A 22,076-nucleotide genomic window follows, 5' to 3' on the forward strand; every position below is an offset into this window, starting at 1 on the left:
TCACGCTGGATTGTTCAACAATCTGTGGTGATCTTGGCCGTGCCGCCGCTCTTGGTGAAGAGTTTTCGCCTGAAGGCAGGACGGTGCAAGGGTGCAGCTGGAAACGGCAATGGCTGCCGCTCCGGGGAGCGGCACGTGCGCCGCGGCGGGTAGGTAATCCGGTGCCAGTGTGCGCAGTTGCGTCTGCTGCGTCACACCGCGGGCAATGCCCTGGTCCGTTGTTACACAGTTGGTGCTTGGGAATGCCCAAAACCGGGTCCATCAGGGGACCGTGGCTGAAATAATAGCCAAGGCGGCTTACTACTTCGGGGCCGCCGTACCACCAGAGTCTCGTGCCCAGGAATGGAGCCCCCCAGTGTCTTCCGAATCAGCCCAGCCGTTTGAGCTTTCCGCAACGGACCGTGTCACCGTTTACGGTGCCAAAGACTTTCCCGAGGTAGCCGGGCTGCTGCCGGCGTCCGCGTTCCTGGCCGAGGATGACGGGCGCTTCCCGGCCGACGTCGTGCTCCTGTTCGTCGCGTCCGCAGCCGACCTGGCTCATGAGCTGGCGACGGCGGCTGCCGCCGTCGAACCGGGCGGATCCCTCTGGGTCTGCTACCCGACGGCGGACGTGGACGGGGGATCCCCGGACCTGAACCGGGACACCGTGGCCTCCCTGTTCGAGGCAAACAACTGGGAGCCGGTGGGGGACGCCGTGTTCAGCGGCGAATGGTCGGCGGTCCGCGGCCAGCCCGCAGGGAAGTAGCCAGGAGGGAAGCAGGTAGGGCCAAATCCAGGGAAGCGGGTTCCGCCGCGCCGTCGCCGGGGGCATACTCGGTTCATCCGGTCCTACCCCTGAAGGAGACACCCATGTCCACCCTGATGAACCCCTACCTCAGCTTCCGGGACAACGCCGCCGAGGCCATGGCTTTCTACCAGGACGTGTTCGGAGGAACGCTGGAAAGTTCCACCTTCGGTGAGATGAACATGGCCGAGGATCCGTCCGAGGCGAACAAGATCATGCACTCCTCCCTGACCACCGACAACGGCCTGGTCTTAATGGCTTCGGATACGCCGAACAGCATGAATATGGATCAGGGCAGCAGTTACTCCATCTCCCTCAGCGGCGACAACGGTGAGGAACTGCGCCGGTACTGGGACAAACTGCTCGACGGCGGCCAGATGACCCTCCCGCTGGAGAAGGCACCCTGGGGAGACGTGTTCGGGATGCTGACCGACCGGTTCGGAACCAGCTGGATGATCAGCATCGAGACTGAAGACTCCTAGGCGGCCGGAGCTGCCTGGCACTGAGCCGCCGCCCTGTTTAGGCGGCGACCCAGGTCAGCGCAGGTCAGCCGCCGAACCGCGCGGCCATCTCCTCGGCCGTCAGCTCGGTGCCGGCCCCGTTGTAGATGGCGTTGGTGACCACCGTCCAGGAAGCGCGCGGCCAGGTACGGAAGGTGATGTGGCCGCCCGCAATGGTCACTTCCCCTTCACCGACGTCAAAGGACGCAATGTTGGTGGCACCGTTGAGCGCCTCGGCACCCAGGGCGTAGCCGCTGACCAGCGGGTTGCCCTCGGCCGGATACCGCGACACGGAGGTGCCCTCACCGGTGAGCCGGAACGCGGCGTCGTTGTTGAACCAGGTGGGCCAGGCCGCCGGCATGCCCCACGCCGCCTGCTGGGCGGTGTCATACTCCTGCGCCAGCAGGGCACCGGGCACGGTAAACACGTTCCGGTCCTCCGGGGTGACGTTCTCCACCGGCAGGCCCATGGCGGACGCCGCGGTGAGGGACGAGGAGCCCAGCGCCAGGATGTTCCCGCCCTGGTTCGCGAACTCGGCCAGCCGCTGCGGAGCGTCCGGAACACCGGCAGCCCAGGCGAATTCCTCCGGATACTTGGTGGCGTCCAGCCCGGCGGTCAGCCGTTCGGTGGTGATGCCCGGAGCCAGGACAATGGTGTCGAACTGCTCGGACAAGGTGGCGTAGTCCGCCGCCTCCACCACCTCGTAGTTCGTGCCGAACTGGTCCATCATCCACATCAGCCAGCCGCCGGGCATGTTGTTGGCGCCCCGGACAAGTCCCACCCGGGTGTCCTCTGCCAGCTGGACCGCCCCGGTGGCAGGCATTGCCGCGGTGGCATACACCGGCAGCGCCGTTTCCCGGACGGCCCGGGTCAGTGTTTCCCGCGCCCTGGGCTCGCCGGCCGGCACCATCAGGGCGCCGGGAGCAAACTCCCGGCCCTCCACGGTGATCGGTCCGGATGCCCGGTAGGCGTCCACGCCGGCGTCCTGCAGTGCGTCGATGATCCGGCCCAGCCCGTAGGACTCGGCGCTGAGGATGTAGGCGCCGTCGGCGCCGGGTGCACGGGGCATCCGGATCCGCTCCTGGGTGATGGCCTGCACCGGCCGGGTCTCGGCGTCGAACTGTTCCTGCACCGCTGCCACATCCACGCCCATAAACAGGCCCACATTGTCAGTGGTTTCGCTGTACGGCAGGATCAGCGGGCAGTCGTCGCATTTGCGGGCGCTGTCCGGATATTCGTCGATGCGCAGCAGCTGGTCCACCCACCGGCCCAGCGGCTGCTGGGTGCGCAGGATGTAGGAACCGGCGTCGAACTCCCGGCCCTCGGCGGTGAACGGCGCGGTGGCCTGCTCAATCTCCACCTCGCCGATGTCGAAGATCCGCATCATGTCGTACACCGCGTACGGATCGCGCTGGTTGGCCGGCACCACGTAGGCGTAGGGGCCGCCGTCCCAGGTTTCGCTGTTCGCGTTGACCCGGTAGAGGTTGTTCAGCAGCCAGGACTGCGGGTCGCCGGCCACGGTGTTCAGTCCGGAGAACGCGGCGGCGGTGCCGTACTGGACAATCTGCTTGAGCGTCCAGGTGTCCGAATCGTAGGGCAGGGGAGAGCGGAGTGTCTTGTCCGTCGGTTCGAGCACGTCCTCGCCGGTGTACGGGTAGGCGAGGTCCCGGGCGGAGGCGATTTCGGTGAGGAAGATTGAGGTGCCCAGGAAGGTGCCGTACCCGGCGACGTCGGCGTTCCAGAGGATGCCGTACGCGTCGTCGGATTTCACCCCCTTGAACCCTTCAGCCACCAGGTCGCGCTGCGTGAACTGCCCCAGCGCGTTGGAGGATGCGACGGCTATCGGATCCACGTCGGGCGAAAGCGGTTCGTCATAGGGCGGGGTCCAGATCCGCGGGCTTTCCGTGCCGGCCTGGTGCATGTAGTGCTGCACCACCGGCCGGTATTTCTGTTCCAGGGCCACCCGGGTGCGGGATTCCTTCTGCGTGAACATGAACCAGTCGCGGTTGTTGTCGTGCCCCACGTACCGGTGATAGAGGTCGGGATAGACCCGGTTGTACTCGGTGCCGGCGGTGTCGTTGAAGTAATCCACCACCATCTGCTGGCCGTCCGGATTCGCGGAAGGCACCACGAGGACCACGAGGTTGTCCAGGATCCGATTCATCGCCTCGGAGTCCTCGGTGGCCAGGCGGTGGACGACGTCGACCAGCGCCTGGGTGTTGCCGACCTCCGTCGCGTGGATGGACGCTTCGATGTAGTAGACCGGAACCGTGGTCCGGGCGAGCTGCCGGGCGTATTCTTCCGGTTCCATCCCGGCGCCTTCGGCTTCCGCGGCCATGGCCTCGGGATCGGCAAGCCGTTCATTGACGGCCAGGATCGAATCCAGCCGGGCCAGGTTTTCCTCGCTGCTCAGGCGCAGGATCGGATATTCATTGTTGTCCGTGGTCCGGTCCACCACCTCGTAGTCCACTTCGGAAGAGGAATCGGCAATCGTTTCGAAGTATTCGGAAATGTCGCTGAAGGCCGCCAGCCTGCCTTCGTCGCCCATTTCGAAACCGAAGTATTCGGCCGGAGTGGGCAGGTCCGGAAGTTTGCTGGCGGGTGCGGTTTCGCCGCGCGTTCCGGCCGCCGGGGAAATGGTGAGCCCGAGCAGGGCAAGGGAGGTAACAACCGCCGCGGCGGTTCGATGTCTGAGCTGCATGAAGGATCCCTCATCAAGAGGCCGCGCCTCCCCCTGGCGCAGCGGGTACCGCTTCGAGTCCGCACCGTGAAGCGTGCGGTGGTGCGGACGACGCCGGCCGGACAGCTTTGCGCCGGCCGGCGGTCCGCGGTGTGCCGCATCCAGTGACGATGCGGCGGCGCGAGTGCATCGGGGACGCTATGGGTGCGGGGCAGGAGCGTCAATACGGGGTGCACGCTTTCGAAGCGGTTGTGCCGATTGCCCTTGCCGTTCCCCACTCTGGTCCGGGACATTTCGGTTGGATAAAGTTTGCTGATTGTCTTGTCAGCTGCCTCTGTCGGCGGATATGTTGTCTTCGCCTACAAATCGTTGATGCATTCGTCGACAGGGCGTTACAGCGCTGTATCCGCTCGATCCGGCCACAAGATACCTCGTTACCGGCTGCCGCACCCGCGGCAGCCGGTGCGCGGGAAAGTCCCCACCGCCGGGTCCTTTTCGAAGGTTTCCAGCATGACCAGAATCAAGAATCTCTCGGCCGTTTTTCTGGCCGCTGGGTTGGCCGCCGGCATGTCGGCCTGCGCACCGGCGGGCTCCAGCACCGAAAGCGAGGGCGAGGGCACGTCCTGCAATGTCGGTATCTCCATGCCCACCCGCAGCCTCGAGCGCTGGATCAATGACGGCGAGGGGCTGAAGGAAAAACTCGAAGCCAAGGACTGCGACGTTGACCTGCAGTACGCCGATAACAAGACGGACCAGCAGATCAGCCAGATCCAGAACCAGGTCGCCGGCGGCGCGAAGATCCTGGTGGTCGCCGCCATTGACGGCGAGACCCTGGGCCCCACGCTCGAAGACGCGAAGGAACAGGACGTAGAGATCATCGCCTACGACCGCCTGATCAACGGCACCGAGGCAGTGGACTATTACGCCACGTTCGACAACTACCAGGTGGGTCAGCTCCAGGGCGAGTTCATCGAAGAGCAGCTGGGCCTGGCCGAGGGCAAGGGGCCGTTCAACCTCGAGCCCTTCGCCGGAAGCCCGGATGACAACAACGCCGCGTTCTTCTTCTCCGGAGCGTGGGACGTGCTGCTTCCCTACGTCGAAAGCGGCCAGCTCGTGGTTCCGTCAGGCAAGTCCCCGGCCAGCAACGAGGACTGGACATCCATCGGCATCCTCGGCTGGGAATCGCCCGATGCCCAGGCGGAAATGGACAACCGCCTGCAGTCCTTCTACACCGGAGGCGAGAAGGTCGACGTCGTCCTGTCCCCGAACGACAGCCTGGCCCTGGGCATCGAGGCCTCCCTGGATTCGGCCGGATACCGGCCCGGCACGGACTGGCCGCTGATCACCGGCCAGGACGCGGACGTCGCCAACGTCAAGGCCATGCTGGAAGACCGGCAGTCCATGACCGTCTGGAAGGACACCCGCGAGCTCGGCACCCAGGTCGAAACCATGATCGATGCACTCGTGGCGGGCGAGGACGTGGAGGTCAACGACACCGAGACCTACGACAACGGGGTGAAGGTGGTCGACACCTACATCCTCGATCCCGTGGTGGTCACCAAGGACCAGGTCGAGTCCACGCTGGTGGAATCGGGCTTCCTTGAGGCCGGCGACGTCGGTCTCTGATTCGAGGCAGGACGCGGCGGAGGACCACCGCCGCGTCCTGCTGCCCTGCACGGAAATGAGAACCACATGAGTGACGTCATCCTGTCCATGGACGGCATAGTGAAGGAGTTCAACGGCATCCGGGCCCTCGACGAGGTGTCGGTGAATGTTAAACGCGGCGAAGTCCACGCCATCTGCGGCGAGAACGGCGCCGGCAAATCCACCCTGATGAAGGTGCTCAGCGGGGTCTACCCGCACGGCAGCTTCTCCGGAACCATCACCCTTGAAGGCAAGCCCGTCAGCTACGGTTCGATCAACGACAGCGAGCGCGACGGCATTGTGATCATCCACCAGGAACTGGCATTGAGCCCGTACCTGTCGATTGCCGAGAACATTTTCCTGGGCAACGAAGTGGCGCGCGGCGGGGTAATCGACTGGAACAAGACAAACCTGCAGGCGGTGGAACTGCTTCGCCGGGTGGGGCTGGACGAAAACCCGGCCACCAAGATCCTTGAGCTCGGCGTGGGCAAACAGCAGCTGGTGGAGATTGCCAAGGCCCTGTCCAAAAGGGTGAAGATCCTGATCCTGGACGAGCCCACCGCAGCGCTGAACGACGACGACTCCGCCCACCTGCTGGGCCTGATCGACCAGCTGCGCGGGCAGGGGATCACCTCGATCGTCATTTCGCACAAGCTCAAGGAAATCCGGGCCATAGCAGATACCGTCACGGTCATCCGCGACGGACGCACCATCGAGGATTTCCCGGTGGAGGACACCGACGCCATCGAAACCCGGATCATCCGCGCCATGGTGGGCCGCCCGCTCGATCACCAGTTCCCGCCCCGCGAACCGAAGATCGGGGAGGAGAAGTTCAGGGTGGAGAACTGGACTGTCCACCATCCGGTGGATCCGGAACGCATGGTGGTGAAGGATGCCTCCTTTACCGTCCGGGCCGGGGAAATTGTCGGCTTTGCCGGGCTGATGGGCGCCGGCCGGACCGAGCTGGCCATGAGCATCTTCGGACGCTCCTACGGAAGCAACATTTCCGGGCACGTCTACAAGGACGGCGTCGAAATCTCCACCCGCACGGTGGGAGAGGCTATCCGGAACGGCCTTGCCTACGTCAGCGAGGACCGCAAACGCTACGGCCTGAACCTGATCGGCAGCGTGACGGTCAACGTCTCGGCCGCTGCGCTGGGGAAGCTGGCCCGGCTCGGAGTCATCGACCGGCACCGCGAATACGCCGTGGCCGACGATTACCGGCAGCGGATGAACATCCGCACACCCAGTGTCACGTCCACGGTCAGCAACCTGTCCGGCGGGAACCAGCAGAAAGTGGTCCTCAGCAAATGGATCTACTCCGGGCCGGACGTGCTGATCCTCGATGAGCCGACCCGCGGGATCGACGTCGGCGCCAAGTACGAGATCTACGGAATCATCAACGAAATGGCGGCCCAGGGCAAAGCCGTGATTGTCATTTCCAGCGAGCTGCCCGAACTGATCGGGCTCTCGGACCGCATCTACACCATCGCGGAAGGCCGCCTCACAGCAGAGGTGGACCGGGCCGAGGCGACCCAGGAAGAACTGATGCGCCACATGACCGCCGCCAGGACCCAAGGAGCACAAGTCCAGTGACCACCACTACTCCCGAACAGGCGATGGCACCGCTGCCGCCGTCATCCGGTGCGAAGCCGAAGAAACGACGCCGGGTCGACCTGCGCCAGTACGGCATCCTCGCCGCGCTGGTGGTGATCATCCTGCTGTTCCAGGTGCTCACCGGCGGCCGGCTGCTGTACCCGGGCAACGTCAGCAACCTCATCCAGCAGAACGCCTACGTGCTGATCCTGGCCATCGGCATGGTTATGGTCATCATTGCCGGGCACATTGATCTGTCCGTCGGCTCCGTGGTGGCGGCGGTTGGGGCGATCGCCGCCCTGGCCATGAACAACTGGGGGATGCCCTGGTGGGCCGCCGTGGTGCTGTCACTGGTGGTCGGTGCGCTGATCGGCGCGTGGCAGGGCTTCTGGGTCGCGTTCGTGGGGATACCGGCCTTCATTGTGACTCTGGCCGGCATGCTGGTCTTCCGCGGCGTCGCGCTGGTGCTGCTCAGCGGCGGCACCATCAGCGGGCTGCCCCGGCCGTACATCTCCATCGGCTCCGGCACCCTGCCTAGCACCGGAACCCCGGACCTGCTGACCCTGGGCATCGGCGCGCTGGCATCCATTGCCCTGGTGGCGCAGCAATTCAAGGGCCGGGCGGACCTGCGCCGGCTGGACCTGCCGCGCGAGCGGACGGCGTCGTTTGTCTTCAAGATGGCCGTGGCCGTCTTCGCGATCATGTACCTCTGCTACCTGCTGGCCTACAACCGCGGCATGCCGATCATCCTGATCATCCTGGCCGCGCTGGTGCTGGCGTACTCCTTCCTGCTGGGCCGGACGGTCTTCGGCCGGCACATCTACGCGATGGGCGGGAACCTGAACGCGGCCATGATGTCCGGCGTGAAGACCCAGTGGGTGAACTTCCTGGTCTTCGTGAACATGGGCTTCCTTGCGGGGCTGGCCGCAGTGGTGAGCACCGCCCGCGCCGGCAGCGCCGTTGCGGGCGCCGGCAGCGGCTTTGAGCTCGACGCCATTGCCGCCGTGTTCATCGGCGGCGCCTCGGTCCAGGGCGGGGTGGGCACCGTGGTCGGCGCCGTGATCGGCGGCCTGGTCATGGGTGTGCTGAACCAGGGCCTGTCCATTCTGTCCGTCGACGCCGCCTGGCAGCAGATCATCAAGGGCCTGGTGCTGCTGGCGGCGGTTGTGTTCGGGCTGAGCCGGAGCCGCAACGCGCGGTAGGGTTCGGAGAACAAGAAAGAAAGGGGTCGTCAGAGGTACTGGCGACCCCTTTTCCCGTACACCAGGCTCCTGAGCAGGAGGAATACCCGCATCGAGAGTGGATAGTCGTAACAATCCGGTTTTGTGATTTACCACCGATAGACTTCAATGCTCTAACTAATCAACAACGATTCCTGATGTGCGACCAGCCGCGGTATCGGGAGTCGCCGCACGGCCAAATCCGCCATGTATTCACGTCCCCGCGGGCTAGCGCGGTCAGGCGAAATGCAACGGGGGAAAAATGAATATGGAAATGGGCGGCATGATTATTGACTCCGTCACTGCCCTGGCGGCCGTAGTTGGTGTGCTGGTAGCCGCGCACCTGGGCCGGAAAGCGGTAAACGTCGCGAGGGAGACCGTGGACCGTTCCGCGAGGGATTATGCAGCCGGGCGGGTAGACATCCTCACGGACCTGCAGGGCGTCGTGGTCCAGCGCATGGCGGAGCTGAAAGCAGACATGCATGTGTTCTGGAAAGAGGACCCGGACACATTGCTGGCTGCAGATCCGCAGTCCACGCGTGCCGGAGAGCTCTTGAAGCTGCGGAGTGAGGCGGAAGTGGCAATCCACCGGACCATGTACCTGCTGAGCGGTGCCTGCGTACGCCTCGCGAAGGCAGTGCCGGCCGCGCGCATCGACATCGGTACCGAGACGGTACCGCCGGCCGCGGACGTCACCCGTGCCCTCGCTTCCATCCGCCTCTTTGAACGAAGCGCCATGCCCCTGTACTTTGCGCTGGTGGCGTCCCAGCAGGTCTTTCCGTCTCCGGCGTCCAACCCGGCGCGGTTCAAGCAGATTTTTCTTGGCGAGCTGCGGTTCGACCCGGAATCAGAATTGCTCCGGGGCGAGGCGGAACGGTGGCTTGATGAACACTTCGAGGCTCTGTCCAAGGACCGGCTGACACCCGGAATTGTGGCCATCAATTTCATCGAGGACTTTGCGGTCGAGACGATGGATGCCAGCCTGGAGCGTCTCATTGCCCCGATCCTCGAGGCCTGCCGGCCGGTGGTGAAGACCTCCCGCTAACACCGGGAAAACAACGGCAGGACGACGACGACGGCGGCCGCCTCCGGAGAGGAGGGGCCGCCGTCGTTCCTGCTTAAGGCGGTACCTACTTTAGGCTGCCGAGGGAGAGCCCGCCTTGCCAGTATTTCTGCAGCAGAAGGAACGAGACAATGAGCGGAATGACGGAGACCAGTGACCCGCTGGTGACCAGGTTCCAGATGAGGCTGCTCGCCGTGGCGGAGTTCGACTGCACCTGCCAGGCATTGAGTCCCACCGTCACCGGAAGCAGCGTCTGGTCCGAGATCATGGCCAGCGGCAGGAAGTAGTTGTTCCATCCGCCCACCACGGACAGCAGCAGCACGGTGACCACGGCCGGACGCATCAGCGGCAGCGCGATGGTCAGGAAGGTCCGGATTTCGCCGGAGCCGTCCACCCGGGCGGCATCCAGGAGCTCGTCCGGAATAGCATCCTGGACGTAGACGCGCATGAGGTAGACACCGAACGGGCTCAGCAGCGAGGGGAGGATGACCGCCCAGACAGTGTTCGTGAGGCCGAGGTTGTTAAACAGCACGTAGGTCGGGATGACCAGGGCCGTGGCGGGAACCATGACCGAGGCCAGGAGGATCATGAAGCTGACGGTCCTGCCCCGGAAGCGGTACTTCGCAAACGCGTACCCGGCCAGCACCGCCAGGACGGTGGCGCCGACGCCGCCCGCCGTCGCGTACAGGAACGAGTTGCCGAGCCAGCGCAGGTAGATGCCGTTGCTATAGGTGGCCAGCTGCTGCAGGTTCTCGAAGAAAGCGAAGTTTGCATCGAACCACAGCGGCCCGCCGGTCCCGGTGAACAGCCCCTGGGTGCTTTTGGTCGCGGCGACGATGAGCCACCACAGCGGAAGGAGAAAATAGAGGGACGCCACGGCCAGGAGGATGTGCATCCCGACGGACCGCTCACCCCTCGCTTTCCGGGGCGTGCGCTGTTTCGCCCGCCCGGCGGTGGTGACGGCCTGGTCGAGGAGCGGTGCAGGTGAAGTGGTCATCAGTTGAGTCCGCTCTTCTTGCGGGTAGCGATCAGGAAAATGATGGAGGCCAGGAAGACCATGAGGCCGAGCGCGAAGGAAATGGCCGAGGCGTAGTTGAACTGCTGGTAGGAGAACGCCAGATTGTAGGCGTACAGGTTGGGCGTGTACGCGGCGTCAATGGCGTTGCCGGCCAGCGGGGCCAGCACCTGCGGTTCGGTAAAGAACTGCAGCGTCCCGATCAGCGCGAACACCATGGTCAGCACGAGCGATGACGTGACAATCGGTACCTTGACCTGCAGGGCTGTCTGGAGTCTGGAAGCTCCATCGATCCTGGCCGCCTCGTAGATGGACGGGTCGATCGACTGCAGGGAGGCGTAGATGATGATCATGTAGTAGCCGGTCCACTGCCAGGTCACGATGTTGGTCAGCGACCAGAAGATCGACTCCGGGTTGAGCAGGTCCGGTGCCTGCAGCTGCAGGAAGTCGAAGAAGGACACCAGGGGACCGAAGGACGGGCTGTAGAGGAACCCCCACATCAGGGCTCCGATCACGCCGGGGATGGCGTAGGGCGCGAAGATGAGCAGGCGCGAGAATCGGGACAGGCGGGTCCGGACGTCGTCGAGGATCAGCGCGAAGAGCAGCGCCAGTCCGATCTGGAGCGGCACGAAGACGACGGCGAACCCCGCGACCCGTGCCATCCCGGCCAGGAAGCGCTGGTCGCTGAACGCTTTGAGGTAATTCGCCAGCCCGGCGAATTGTTCGCCTCCCGCGAGGGTATTGGTGTGCAGGCTCATCCAGAACGCATAACAGAGCGGCAGGACGAGGAAGACGAGGAACACGACCGCGAAGGGGGTGAGGAACACCCAGCCGAACCGGGCGTTCTTACGCTCCAGGCTGGCTTTCCGTCGTACCGGTGCCGGCGGGCCAACGGGTTCCTTCCGCTGCGAGGTGGCTGAGGTGGCTGACATATGTCTCTTCCTTCGGGCGCCTATGGGGTGGCCTCCGGGCGGGCGGGGCAGCGCTCCGCCCGCCCGGAGCTACTCATTTCAGGGTGAAACCCTGCTCGGTGGCGTAGGTCTCCAACGAGGCCTGGAGTTCATCCGCCGCGTCGGTTGCCGAGATGCTGCCCTCGATCGCCTCCGAGAGCAGGCGCTGGGACTCGTCATAGTAGAACTGGGTGAACGGCGAGAAGGTCACGCCCTTGTAGTCGAGGGCCGCCGGACCGAACACCTCCTTGTTCAACTGCTGCCCGCCGTAGAACTCGTAGGGGCGGTCCTGGAAGTACGCCGATTCGATCATTTCGGGGTAGGCCAGGAAGAGCCCCCCAACCTCCACTCCGAGTTCCTTGTTCTCCTGGGGAAGGTAGAGCTCGGCCGCCACCTTCGTGGCGAGTTCGGCGTCGTCGGCCTGCACGGTCACACCCAGCGTGCTGCCGCCCCAGTTCACCTGTTTCGGGCTGGCGGCGTCCCACTGCGGAATCGGTGCCGCACGCCAGACGGCCTCCGCGTCAGCACCCTCGAGCGCCGGAATTTGGATGTTGTACCAGACCGGATAGATCGCCGTGGCGTACCGGCCGGTCCCCAGAGCGGTGCTGAACTCGGGGGTCCATGCCTGGTCGGTGCCCACCAGGCCCTGGTTGACGAGATCGATCCAGTAGTCGAAGACCTTCTTGCTGGCATCGTCATTGTGGTTGATGCTGATTTCGGTGGGATTGCCGTTATCGAAGTCGAACGGTACCGCGCCTGCCTGGTCGAGGAAGGCGTAATGCTGGCCCTGGCCGTTCGGCGCGAAGTTGCCGATCAGGGTTTCCCCGCCGGAGGCCTCGGCCAGCTGTTCGGCTGCGGCTGCATACTCATCCCAGGTGGTCGGAACCGGGATGGAGTATTTGTCGAAGATGTCCTGCCGGTACCACATGCCCACCGGTCCCAGGTCGACCGGTACGGCGTAGACGCCTTCACCGCTGGAGACGTCGCGCCAGGCGCCCTCGGTGAAGCTGTCCTTGTACTCCTCGATGCCGTACTCGGTCATGTCCACGAGTCCGTCCTGCAGGAGGAAACTGTTCAGCCAGTCGTATTCGATCTGCACAATGTCCGGCGCCCCGGATTTGGACTGGAGCGAGGTGGAGAGCTTGGCGTACGCATCGGCTCCCTGCCCGGCGTTCGACCAGCAGATCTGCACATCGTCATGGCTGTTGTTGAAGTTGTCGACGGTCTGGGCGGTGTCTTCGAACCATCCCCAGTAGGTGACCACGGGGACGTCCTGCACCTTGATCTCATTGGTGCAGTTCGTTTTGCTGGCGCCCTCCCCGCCGCCGCCGGCATTGCCGCTGCCGTCACCGGAACAGCCCACCATTGCTGCGGCTAAGGCCGTGGTGATGCCTGCTGCGAGCAGGCCTTTTCCCTTATTCATTGTTAGCTCGTCCTTTCGCGGTGCAAAGACACCGTTGTCAGCAGCCCGGAATGTGGCTTTCAACTCCGCTGCTGCTCCGCTGGGTGGATGATGGTGCGTTCGGTGCTAAACGTGGGAGGTGCTAGGTCAGCGCGAGTGCAGTCCAGGACACCGGAGGAAGGGTCACCGTGACCGTTCCGTCGTGGACATACGCGCTTTTGTTGGGTTCGGGGACCACACGGTCCTGGTCCTGGAGGGTGTTGGCGGCGTGAAGGTCCTCATCATGGAGGGTCTCGGCGCTCCGGATGCCGTCGATGCCCAGCTGCCCGGCATCGATGGTGATGGTGGCGGGTTCGGTCAGGCTCCGGTTGACCAGGAACACCGAGGTGTTTCCGGTGGCCTCGTCATGGGTGGCGACGGCATCGACCATGGGCACCTGCCCGTAGGCGTCGGTGTGCATGGCCGGTGAGTCGATTTTCGGATCCAGGACCGTTCCGCGGGCCAGCCGCGAGGTGATGGCAAAGGGATAGAACGTGGTCTGCCGCCAGACCGGTCCCTGCGGTTCGGTCATGATCGGTGCGATGACGTTGACCAGCTGCGCCAGGCTCGCCGCCGTCACCCGGTCCGCGTGCCGGAGCAGGCTGATCAGGAGCCCGCCGACGACGACGGCGTCCATGGCCGAGTAGGCGTTCTCCAGCAGGCGCGGCGCCTGCGGCCATGTGCCCGCGTCGGTGATCTTCTCGCCGTCGTTATACTGCGACTGGTACCAGACGTTCCACTCGTCAAAGGACAGGTACATGGTCTTGGCGCTGCCGCGGACGGCTTTCACATGGTCGGCGCTCGCGGTCACCGAGTCGATGAAGCGGTCCATGCCGACGGCGGAAGCGAGGAAGCTGGCGAAATCGCCGTTCCGCGGTTCGTAGTAGGCGTGGCAGGAAATGAAGTCGACATCCTCGTACGTTTCCTCCAGCACCGTGCGTTCCCAGTCCCCGAAGGTCGGCATTGCGGCGCTTGAACTGCCGCAGACCACGAGTTCCAGGGCGGGGTCCAGCTGGCGCATGGCCCGGGCCGTTTTGCCGGCCAGGCGGGCGTAGTCGGAGGCGGTGCCGTGGCCGAGCTGCCACGGCCCGTCCATTTCGTTGCCGAGGCACCAGATCCGGATGTTGTGGGGGAGGGGGCTGCCGTTGGCAATGCGCTGGTCCGAGAGTGCGGTGCCGGAGGGGACGTTCGCGTATTCGAGGACGTCCAGCGCCTCCTGCACGCCCCGGGTGCCGAGGTTCACCGCGTACATCAGTTCGCCGTTGATCTCGCCGACCCAGCGGGCAAACTCGTCCAGCCCGACGTCGTTGCTTTCGATCGAGTGCCAGGCCAGGTCCAGCCGGGCGGGCCGGTCCCGGCGGGGACCCACCCCGTCCTCCCACCGGTAGCCCGAGACAAAGTTTCCGCCCGGGTAGCGCACGGTGGTCACTCCCAGCTCACGCACGAGGTTCATCACGTCGCGGCGGAAGCCGTCCTCATTCGCGGTGGAATGCCCGGGCTCGTAAATGCCGCCGTACACGCTGCGTCCCAGGTGTTCCACGAAGGAACCGAAAATTCTGCGGCTGACCGGTCCCACCCGGAAGCGGGGATCAAGGGTGAGGCGGGCATTGGGCATAAGGACTCCGTTGTCAAAATGTCACTGATCGGTGGGATTTCCGATGGTGCGGATACCGCGTCGATGGTGCAGCCTGAGGTGAGGTACAACGTTGTACCGGAACGCTAAACGGAGTCACCGCGGGCGTCAATAGCCATTCCGGGGAAAAGCGAAAATGTTATTTACCCCCGCCCGGCTGTCCGTCCGGGCCGGGTACGGACGGGCGGAGACGCGGACAGCCGAGCATTTTCTGCGGGGCTAGGATTTGTACATTGCCCCGCCGGAGACGCTGGAGGGCAGGAGAGGGGCACGGCGTCAGCATGAGTCCGACAATCCACGACGTTGCGCAGGCGGCCGGGGTGTCCATCAAAACGGTGTCCAACGTCCTCAACGACAGTCCCAAGGTGGGACCGGCAACCCGGTTGCGGGTCCGCAGGATCATCGAGGAGCTGGGGTACCGGCCGAATCTCTCGGCCCGCGGATTGCGGTCCGGCAGGACGGGGGTGATCGGCCTGACGGTTCCCTCGCTGCGGGAGAATTACTTTGCCGAACTTGCCGATGCCGTGATCCGGGAAGCCGCCAAGCGGGGGCTGCGGGTGCTGATCGAGCAGACGAACGGAGATCGCAAGCTTGAGCTCGAAGCGCTTTCCGGCGGCCAGATCCGCTTCATCGACGGAATGCTGTTCAGTCCCGCCGAGCTGGGCCAGGATGACGTGGGCCTCCTGCCGGCCGGCGGGCCCCTGGTGCTGCTGGGGGAGCGTATCTTCGACGGTCCCACCGACCACGTGACCATGCACAACACCTCGTCCGCGCGGGCCGCCGTCGAGCACCTCCTGGACACCGGCCGCTTCCGGATCGCCCTGGTGGGAGCGATGGACGTTGCCGGGGACGCGGCGAGCTCGGCCAGCCTGCGCGAGCGCGGCTACCATCAGGCCCTCGCCGGTGCCGGAATTCCCGGCGATCCGGAGCTGGTGGTGCGCGGCGGCAGCTGGGGCCGGGAAACCGGAGCCGCGGCCATTGCGGACCTGTGTCGCCGCGGCGTGGCCTTCGATGCCGTGTTTGCCATGAATGACACGCTTGCGCTCGGTGCGCTGCGCCGGCTCGCGGAGGAAGGCCTCAGCGTGCCCGGCGACGTCGCGGTCATCGGCTTCGACAATATCGATGAGGGCCGCTATTCCCTTCCCTCCCTGACCAGTGTGGATCCGGGCCGGGAAGAGATCGCCGAGACGGCGGTCCGGCTGCTGGTGGAGCGGATCGGGGAAAAGGAGGAGCGACTTGCTCCCCGGACCGTGAAGGCCGGGTTCCGGATTGTCCACCGCGAATCCACCGGGGGCGGCGACGGTTCGACCCGGTAAAGCATGTGCTCCCGGCGGAGGGGTGGACGCTCCGGACGGACGCCGAGGTAACAGGCACGACGACGGCGGCCGCCTCCCGCAGGAGGGGCCGCCGTCGTCGTTGTCCCGGGCCTAGCGCGAGGAAAAGGCGGCGTCGAACGCGGCGTCCGGCGGATCCATCGCCAGCGACCGGACAAACTCCAGGGCCTCCGGAGCTCCGACCAGCCGGTCCATTCCGGCGTCCTCCCATTCCACCGAGATGGGTCCGGTGTAGCCGATGCTGCCCAGCATCCGGAAGGCGTCCTCCCACGGGACATCCCCGTGCCCGGTGGAGACGAAGTCCCAGCCGCGCCGCGGATCGGCCCAGGGCAGGTGCGAGCCGAGCCGGCCGTTGCGGCCGTTGCTCATCCGCTTCTTCGTGTCCTTGCAGTCCACGTGGTAGATCCGGTCGGAAAAATCCCAGAGGAAACTGACCGGATCCAGGTCCTGCCAGACGAAGTGGCTGGGGTCCCAGTTCAGGCCGAACGCCGGCCGGTGTCCGATGGCCTCCATCGCCCGCTGCGTGGTCCAGTAGTCATAGGCGATCTCGCTGGGATGCACCTCGTGGGCAAAGCGCACGCCCACCTCGTCAAAGACATCCAGGATGGGGTTCCACCGGTCGGCGAAGTCCTGGTAACCGGCGTCGATCGCCTCGGCCGATACCGGCGGGAACATGGCCACGTACTTCCAGATGGACGAGCCGGTGAAGCCGACCACGGTGTCCACGCCCAGCGCCGCGGCGAGCCGGGCGGTGTGCTTCATTTCCTCCGCGGCCCGGCGGCGGACGCCCTCCGGATCGCCGTCTCCCCACACGGCGTCGGACACCATGTCCCGGTGCCGTTGGTCGATCGGGTCGTCGCAGACGGCCTGCCCCTTGAGGTGGTTGGAGATGGCGAAGACCTGCAGGTTGTACTTGTCCAGGATGTCGCGGCGGCTTTGCACGTATGCCTCGTCATCCCACCGCCAGGGATCCAGGTGGTCTCCCCAGCAGGCGAGTTCCAGCCCGTCGTACCCCCAGCCGGAGGCGAGCCGGGCTACTTCTTCGAGCGGCAGGTCGGCCCACTGGCCGGTAAACAGTGTGACGGGTCGGGACATGGCAGGCTCCTTTGCCTTGTGCGTGCGGTTAGGGGACAGCATAGGGGGCGGGAAGGTCAACGGACGGGCAACCACACGCTGGATTTGGCGGCGCTGCGGGTCACGGCGTCCAGGACGTCCTGGACCTGCAGCCCGTCAGCGAACGACGGCGCGGGTTCGGTTCCGGCGGCGATGGCCTCCACAAAGTCCTTGGCCTGGTGGACAAAGCCGTGTTCGTACCCGAGCGAGTGGCCGGCGGGCCACCACGCGGAGACGTAGGGGTGGTCCGGTTCGGTCACCATGATCCTGCTGAAGCCCTGCCGGTCCTGCGGAGCGGCGTAGTCGTAGAAGTCCAGGAAGTTCAGGTCCTCCAGGTCGAAGTGCACCGCGCCGAGGCTGCCGGAGATCTCCAGCCGGAACGCGTTCTTGCGCCCCGTGGCCATCCGGCTGGCTTCAAAGGACCCGAGCACGCCGTCCTCGAACCGGCCGAGGAACAGGGCGACGTCGTCGACGGTCACCGTCCCGCGCTCGCTGGCATCACCCGTCCCTCCGCCGAGGCCGGAACCGCCGCTGGCCGCGCCGGGCACCGGGCGGCTGCCGACCAGGGTCTCGAGCGTGCCGCTGACCTCGGTGAGCCGGCGGCCGGTGATGTACTGGGCCAGGTCGATGGCATGGGCCCCCAAATCGCCCAGTACCCCGGATCCGGCCTGGTCCTGCTGCAGCCGCCAGGTCAGCGGGGAGTCTTCGTCCACCAGCCAGTCCTGCAGGTAGACGGCCCGGACCTGCCGCACCGTGCCGATGGCCCCGGAGGCCACGAGGTTCCGTGCGTGCGTGGTGGCCGGCAGCCGGCGGTAGGTGAAACCCACCATCGACTTGCCGCCCCGGGCGGCGGCACGGGCAGCGGCGTCGGCCATCGCCTGCGCCTCCTCCACCGTGTTGGCCAGCGGCTTTTCGCACAGCACGTGCTTGCCGGCGTCGAGCGCCGCGATGGCGATCTCGGCATGCGAGGCCCCGGGGGTGACGATGTCCACGACGTCGATGTCCTCCCGGGTCACCGCCTCCCGCCAGTCGGTGGAGGACTCGGCCCAGCCCCATTTTTGGGCGGCGGCCTGCGTCCGCTCCGCATCGCGGCCCACCAGCAGGTCCATGCGCGGCTGCAGGGGCAGATCGAAGAACCGGGGAGCCACCCGCCAGGCCTGCGAGTGGGCTGCCCCCATGAAGCCGTGCCCCACCAGTGCCACCCTCAGTGGCGTGTTGTCCTGCATGTTTTCTCCTTAGTGCCGTGCTGCGTTGAGACTGATCGGAAGGTTCGGGCCGGCAAACGGCATCGGTTAGGATTCGAAGGCGGTGGGCAGATACTCCTCCACGTTTTCGCTGGTGACCACCGGGGCATTGAGCACCACGCGGTTGGGTACCTCGATTTCGACGAGGTCGCTCATGGCCTTGTCCTGGGCCACCAGCCGGGCCAGCCGGATCCCGTCTGCGGCCTGGGTATGCGGATAGATGATGGTCGCCTTCATGACGCTGTCTCCGGACTGGATTTCCCGCATGGCGTTGGCCGAGCCGGCGCCGCCCACCATGATGAACTCGTCCCGGCCGGCGGCATCAATGGCGGCCAGGACGCCGATGCCCTGATCGTCGTCGTGGTTCCACAGGGCGTCGATTTCCGGTGCCGCGGAGAGCAGCTGCCCGGCAGCCGCCTCGCCGCCCTGGACGGTGAAGTCCGCGGCCACCCGGTTGCTGACCTCGAGTCCGCAGCCGGCGAGGGCGTCCTTGAAGCCCTCGCTGCGGTCCTGGGTGAGCGGCAGGGAGTCGATGCCGGCAATCTCGGCCACCACGGCGTCGGGGTTGTCGCCCACCTGCTCGCAGATGTAGGTGCCGGCACTGACGCCCATGCCGTAGTTGTCGCCCAGCACGGTGGCGCGGGCGGCGAAGGGGCTGGAGAACTCCCGGTCCACGTTGATCACGGGGATGCCGGCTTCCATGGCGCGGATGGCGACGTCGGTGAGCGCGGCGCCGTCGGTGGGCAGCAGGACAATGGCGTCCACCTGGTCATTGATGAACTGCTCCACCTGGCTGATCTGCAGGTTGGCGTCATTGGTGCCCTCGGCCACCCGCAGGTCGATGTCCGGGTATTTCTCCGCCTCGGCCGTGGCGGCGGAGTTGATGGCACCCAGCCAGCCGTGGTCCGCGGCCGGGCCGGAGAACCCGATGACGACGGTGTCTCCCTCCGACTGGTTGCCCTCCACGGAGTTGTTGGTCGGTTCGGCGTTGGTGTCCTCGCCCTCGGTGCAGCCGGCGAGGGCAAGCCCGGCGGCGGCAAAGAACGCGGCAGCGGTGATGGTTTTCCCGCGCATGCTCGGTGCGTGCATGGTTTTCTCCTCTGTAAATGGGGCGCTGAGGCTGCCGCACACCCCATCGGACACCAGCCAGCGCACTGCACATCGTCGTGACATGCGTCACGATAACAGAAGTCCGGTGATAAAGCGCCAACATACTACCGGTCATCGACATAAGTGTGTAAGGTCCGTGCCATGACCGCCGCTACCGCCGCTCCGCAGCCCCTGCTTGAGGTGCGGAACCTGAGCAAGAGCTTTGCCGGGGTCCGCGCGCTGCGCGGTGTTGACCTGTCGGTGCTACCCGGCGAGGTGCACTGCGTCCTGGGTCAGAACGGTGCCGGGAAGTCCACTCTGATCAAGGCGCTCTCCGGGGTTTTCCGGCCCGACGGCGGTGAAATCCGCTGGAACGGGGAACCGGTTCAGCCGGCGAGGCCGGCCGATGCCCTGGCACTGGGCATCGCCACCATGTACCAGGAACTGGATGTGGTGGACGGACTGAGCGTCACCGAGAACATCTTCCTGGGCCATGAAGACGCCCGCAGGGGAGTGCTCCGGGTCCGGAACGCACGCCGCCGGGCACGGGAGCTGCTGGCCCGGCTGGGCCACACGGACCTGTCCCCGTCCGCCGAAGCGGGCAGCCTGTCCGCCGCCGGGAAGCAGATTGTCAGCCTGGCCCGTGCCCTGTCCCGCAATGCCCGGCTGATCATCATGGACGAGCCCAGCGCCATCCTGGACTCCGGCGAGGTGGCCAACCTGTTCCGGGTCATCCGGGAACTGACCGGCCAGGGCATCGCCATCGTGTACATCTCGCACCGGCTGGAGGAAATCCGGCAGATCGGCAACCGGATCACGGTGATCAAGGACGGCTACAGCACCGCGTCCTCCCTGCCGGTCGCGGACACGTCCCGGGCGGAACTGGTCCGGCTGATGACCGGCCGGGATGTGGCCAACGTGTTCCCGCGCCGGCAGCCGCCGTCGTCGGACGCCCCGGTGGCGCTGCAGGTGGAAGGGCTGGGGCTGGACGGCTCGTTCCGCGATGTGAGCTTTTCGGTCCGGGCCGGGGAAATCTTCGGCCTGGCCGGGCTCGTCGGGTCCGGCCGCTCGGAAATCCTCGAGACCATTTACGGTGCCCGCCGCGCGACGTCGGGAACCGTCACCGTGGAAGGCGCCGCGCTGCGGCCCGGCTCGGTGCGTACCGGGATCGCCGCCGGCCTGGGCCTGTCCCCGGAAGAGCGCAAGAGCCAGGGCCTGCTCCTGGAGGAGCCCATTTACCGCAACATCACCCTGTCCACCTTTACCCGCTTCGCCCGCGGCGGCTGGCTGAACGAACGAGCGGAGAAGGCCGCCGCCCGGAAGCAGGCCGAGGCGCTGCAGCTGAACCCATCCGATCCGGACCGGGCCGCCCGCACCCTCTCCGGCGGCAACCAGCAGAAGGTCCTGTTGGCCCGCTGGCTGATCCACGGTACCCGGGTGCTGCTGCTGGACGAGCCGACCCGCGGCGTCGACGTCGGTGCCAAGACCGAAATTTACGCGCTGATCCGCAGCCTCGCGGCTCGAGGGGTGGCGGTTGTGGTGGTGTCCAGCGAGATCGAGGAAGTGATCGGCCTGGCGGACCGGGTCCTGGTGCTCGACGCCGGGCGCGTCCTCGCCACCGGCAACGCAGAGGAGATGGACGAGCACGCCGTGCTTGACCTGGTGCTGAAAGGAAGTGCGCAGTGAGCGAATCAACGACGGCGGCGCTGCAGCCGCCTCCCAGCGGCGGCACGGCTGCGGTGTCCCGCAGCAATCCGCTGGGGAAGTTCCTGGGCGGATCCGCGGGGCGCAACATCGGCCTGGTGATTGCCCTGGCACTGCTGTTTGTCGTCGGGGCTGTCACCAGCGGTGAGCGGTTCCTCAGCCTGGACAACATGCTGACCATCCTGCGGTACGCCTCGATTGTCGGGGTGATCAGCATCGGGGCCACCTTCGTGATCACCGCCGGCGGCATTGACCTCTCCGTCGGTTCGGTGATGGGCCTGAGCACGGTGCTGGCCAGCCTCACCGCGGTGCAGCTGGCCGCCACGAACAGCAGCTGGCTGCTGATGGTGGCGGTGGCGCTGGCGTTCGGCGTCGGGGCGGGGCTGATCAACGGGGTGATCATCGCGTACGGAAACGTGGTGGCCTTTATTGCCACCCTCGCCATGCTGGTGGGGGCCCGCGGCGTGGCGGAGCTGGTCTCGGGCCGCAGCACGCAGATTGTCACCAACCGGGACTTCCTCTCCGTGATGCGCTCGAACCTCCTGGGCGTTCCGCTGCTGATCTGGATCTTCCTGCTGGTGGCCGCCGCGGGCTGGTTCCTGCTCAACCGCACCACCTTCGGCCGCCGCACGGTGGCCATCGGCGGGAACCTGGAGGCGGCGCGGCTCGCGGGCATCAAGGTGAAGCGGCACGTGGTCTGGCTGTATGTCCTTTCCGGACTCACGGCCGGCATTGCCGGGATGATGATGATGGGGCGCACCACCGCCGGTACCTCCACGCACGGGCTGCTCTACGAGCTGGACGTGATTGCCGCCGTCGTCGTCGGCGGAACCCTGCTGATCGGAGGCCGCGGCACCATTGTCGGCACCGTGCTGGGCGTGCTGCTGTTCAGCACCCTCACCAACGTTTTCACGCAGAATAACCTGGACACTTCGGTGCAGGCCGTGGCCCGCGGCGCGATCATTGTGGTGGCGGTGCTGCTGCAGCAGCGGTTCGCCGTGCGCGGGACCGGCCGGCGCAAGGGGGCGTTGTGACCGTGCGGGGTCCGGCCGCTTCCCCGGCCGGC

The 22,076-nt window shown here is 65.9% G+C and carries 17 protein-coding genes; 9 read left to right on the top strand and 8 right to left on the bottom strand.

Features of this window, described 5'->3' with window-relative positions; all coding sequences use genetic code 11:
• The first annotated feature begins 355 nt into the window (after nt 1-355).
• Both AC5RT8_RS05455 and AC5RT8_RS05460 read left to right on the top strand, forming a co-directional pair.
• Entirely contained in the window at nt 356-745 is a 390-nt protein-coding gene (locus tag AC5RT8_RS05455) for a hypothetical protein (protein WP_494094694.1), read from the top strand.
• 104 nt (nt 746-849) lie between these two features.
• Complete coding sequence (locus AC5RT8_RS05460; RefSeq protein ID WP_494094695.1) at nt 850-1,266, top strand: VOC family protein; 417 nt, start codon at nt 850-852, stop codon at nt 1,264-1,266.
• A gap of 64 nt (nt 1,267-1,330) precedes the next feature.
• Here the strand turns inward: AC5RT8_RS05460 and AC5RT8_RS05465 are convergent, their stop codons facing one another.
• Nucleotides 1,331-3,985 (bottom strand): M14 family metallopeptidase, encoded by a 2,655-nt coding sequence (locus tag AC5RT8_RS05465; protein WP_494094696.1) that lies wholly within the window; start codon nt 3,983-3,985, stop codon nt 1,331-1,333.
• A 489-nt stretch (nt 3,986-4,474) separates the two neighbouring features.
• Between AC5RT8_RS05465 and chvE the strand changes: the two genes are divergently transcribed.
• From chvE to AC5RT8_RS05485, 4 genes are all read left to right on the top strand, one after another.
• Nucleotides 4,475-5,590 carry a multiple monosaccharide ABC transporter substrate-binding protein gene (chvE, locus tag AC5RT8_RS05470; RefSeq protein ID WP_494094697.1) on the top strand — a complete coding sequence of 372 codons (1,116 nt, stop codon included), beginning with the start codon at nt 4,475-4,477 and terminating at the stop codon, nt 5,588-5,590.
• Nucleotides 5,591-5,656: 66 nt separating this feature from the next.
• Nucleotides 5,657-7,204, top strand: a complete 1,548-nt coding sequence (mmsA, locus tag AC5RT8_RS05475; protein WP_494094698.1) for a multiple monosaccharide ABC transporter ATP-binding protein — start codon at nt 5,657-5,659, stop codon at nt 7,202-7,204.
• Between the two features lie 23 nt (nt 7,205-7,227).
• The gene (mmsB, locus tag AC5RT8_RS05480; RefSeq protein ID WP_494095180.1) at nt 7,228-8,406 is read left to right on the top strand and encodes a multiple monosaccharide ABC transporter permease; all 1,179 of its coding nucleotides are present in this window, start codon (nt 7,228-7,230) and stop codon (nt 8,404-8,406) included.
• 301 nt (nt 8,407-8,707) lie between these two features.
• The gene (locus tag AC5RT8_RS05485) at nt 8,708-9,469 is read left to right on the top strand and encodes a hypothetical protein (RefSeq protein WP_494094699.1); all 762 of its coding nucleotides are present in this window, start codon (nt 8,708-8,710) and stop codon (nt 9,467-9,469) included.
• A gap of 85 nt (nt 9,470-9,554) precedes the next feature.
• Here the strand turns inward: AC5RT8_RS05485 and AC5RT8_RS05490 are convergent, their stop codons facing one another.
• From AC5RT8_RS05490 to arfA, 4 genes are all read right to left on the bottom strand, one after another.
• Entirely contained in the window at nt 9,555-10,484 is a 930-nt protein-coding gene (locus AC5RT8_RS05490; protein WP_494094700.1) for a carbohydrate ABC transporter permease, read from the bottom strand.
• A complete protein-coding gene (locus tag AC5RT8_RS05495) occupies nt 10,484-11,434 on the bottom strand; it encodes a carbohydrate ABC transporter permease (protein WP_494094701.1) in 951 nt (316 codons plus the stop codon). The genes AC5RT8_RS05490 and AC5RT8_RS05495 overlap by 1 nt, the downstream gene beginning before the upstream one ends.
• A gap of 73 nt (nt 11,435-11,507) precedes the next feature.
• Nucleotides 11,508-12,875: an ABC transporter substrate-binding protein gene (locus AC5RT8_RS05500; protein ID WP_494094702.1), complete on the bottom strand. Its 1,368-nt coding sequence runs from the start codon at nt 12,873-12,875 to the stop codon at nt 11,508-11,510.
• A 121-nt stretch (nt 12,876-12,996) separates the two neighbouring features.
• On the bottom strand, nt 12,997-14,508 hold the full coding sequence (gene arfA, locus AC5RT8_RS05505) for an arabinosylfuranosidase ArfA (RefSeq protein ID WP_494094703.1): 1,512 nt from the start codon (nt 14,506-14,508) through the stop codon (nt 12,997-12,999).
• Between the two features lie 299 nt (nt 14,509-14,807).
• Here arfA and AC5RT8_RS05510 point away from each other — a divergent pair, with 299 nt between their 5' ends.
• Nucleotides 14,808-15,842, top strand: a complete 1,035-nt coding sequence (locus AC5RT8_RS05510; RefSeq protein WP_494094704.1) for a LacI family DNA-binding transcriptional regulator — start codon at nt 14,808-14,810, stop codon at nt 15,840-15,842.
• Between the two features lie 111 nt (nt 15,843-15,953).
• Here the strand turns inward: AC5RT8_RS05510 and AC5RT8_RS05515 are convergent, their stop codons facing one another.
• From AC5RT8_RS05515 to AC5RT8_RS05525, 3 genes are all read right to left on the bottom strand, one after another.
• Nucleotides 15,954-16,955, bottom strand: a complete 1,002-nt coding sequence (locus AC5RT8_RS05515; protein WP_494094705.1) for a sugar phosphate isomerase/epimerase family protein — start codon at nt 16,953-16,955, stop codon at nt 15,954-15,956.
• A gap of 56 nt (nt 16,956-17,011) precedes the next feature.
• A complete protein-coding gene (locus AC5RT8_RS05520) occupies nt 17,012-18,199 on the bottom strand; it encodes a Gfo/Idh/MocA family protein (protein ID WP_494094706.1) in 1,188 nt (395 codons plus the stop codon).
• Nucleotides 18,200-18,265: 66 nt separating this feature from the next.
• Nucleotides 18,266-19,306: a substrate-binding domain-containing protein gene (locus tag AC5RT8_RS05525; RefSeq protein ID WP_494094707.1), complete on the bottom strand. Its 1,041-nt coding sequence runs from the start codon at nt 19,304-19,306 to the stop codon at nt 18,266-18,268.
• 162 nt (nt 19,307-19,468) lie between these two features.
• On the opposite strand from AC5RT8_RS05525, the gene AC5RT8_RS05530 reads away from it, so the two are divergent.
• Both AC5RT8_RS05530 and AC5RT8_RS05535 read left to right on the top strand, forming a co-directional pair.
• Nucleotides 19,469-20,992, top strand: a complete 1,524-nt coding sequence (locus tag AC5RT8_RS05530) for a sugar ABC transporter ATP-binding protein (protein ID WP_494094708.1) — start codon at nt 19,469-19,471, stop codon at nt 20,990-20,992.
• Nucleotides 20,989-22,044 carry an ABC transporter permease gene (locus tag AC5RT8_RS05535; protein WP_494094709.1) on the top strand — a complete coding sequence of 352 codons (1,056 nt, stop codon included), beginning with the start codon at nt 20,989-20,991 and terminating at the stop codon, nt 22,042-22,044. Before AC5RT8_RS05530 ends, AC5RT8_RS05535 begins: the two co-directional genes overlap by 4 nt.
• Nucleotides 22,045-22,076 lie beyond the last annotated feature (32 nt).

This window comes from Arthrobacter sp. Ms25, from assembly GCF_059090365.1.

What these genes read in the sequence shown, in the direction of transcription:
- AC5RT8_RS05460 (WP_494094695.1), top strand. Translation starts at nt 850, where the DNA reads ATGTCCACCCTGATGAACCCCTACCTCAGCTTCCGGGACAACGCCGCC.
- AC5RT8_RS05465 (WP_494094696.1), bottom strand. Translation starts at nt 3,985, where the DNA reads ATGCAGCTCAGACATCGAACCGCCGCGGCGGTTGTTACCTCCCTTGCC.
- chvE (WP_494094697.1), top strand. Translation starts at nt 4,475, where the DNA reads ATGACCAGAATCAAGAATCTCTCGGCCGTTTTTCTGGCCGCTGGGTTG.
- mmsA (WP_494094698.1), top strand. Translation starts at nt 5,657, where the DNA reads ATGAGTGACGTCATCCTGTCCATGGACGGCATAGTGAAGGAGTTCAAC.
- mmsB (WP_494095180.1), top strand. Translation starts at nt 7,228, where the DNA reads ATGGCACCGCTGCCGCCGTCATCCGGTGCGAAGCCGAAGAAACGACGC.
- AC5RT8_RS05485 (WP_494094699.1), top strand. Translation starts at nt 8,708, where the DNA reads ATGATTATTGACTCCGTCACTGCCCTGGCGGCCGTAGTTGGTGTGCTG.
- AC5RT8_RS05490 (WP_494094700.1), bottom strand. Translation starts at nt 10,484, where the DNA reads ATGACCACTTCACCTGCACCGCTCCTCGACCAGGCCGTCACCACCGCC.
- AC5RT8_RS05495 (WP_494094701.1), bottom strand. Translation starts at nt 11,434, where the DNA reads ATGTCAGCCACCTCAGCCACCTCGCAGCGGAAGGAACCCGTTGGCCCG.
- AC5RT8_RS05500 (WP_494094702.1), bottom strand. Translation starts at nt 12,875, where the DNA reads ATGAATAAGGGAAAAGGCCTGCTCGCAGCAGGCATCACCACGGCCTTA.
- arfA (WP_494094703.1), bottom strand. Translation starts at nt 14,508, where the DNA reads ATGCCCAATGCCCGCCTCACCCTTGATCCCCGCTTCCGGGTGGGACCG.
- AC5RT8_RS05510 (WP_494094704.1), top strand. Translation starts at nt 14,808, where the DNA reads ATGAGTCCGACAATCCACGACGTTGCGCAGGCGGCCGGGGTGTCCATC.
- AC5RT8_RS05515 (WP_494094705.1), bottom strand. Translation starts at nt 16,955, where the DNA reads ATGTCCCGACCCGTCACACTGTTTACCGGCCAGTGGGCCGACCTGCCG.
- AC5RT8_RS05520 (WP_494094706.1), bottom strand. Translation starts at nt 18,199, where the DNA reads ATGCAGGACAACACGCCACTGAGGGTGGCACTGGTGGGGCACGGCTTC.
- AC5RT8_RS05525 (WP_494094707.1), bottom strand. Translation starts at nt 19,306, where the DNA reads ATGCACGCACCGAGCATGCGCGGGAAAACCATCACCGCTGCCGCGTTC.
- AC5RT8_RS05530 (WP_494094708.1), top strand. Translation starts at nt 19,469, where the DNA reads ATGACCGCCGCTACCGCCGCTCCGCAGCCCCTGCTTGAGGTGCGGAAC.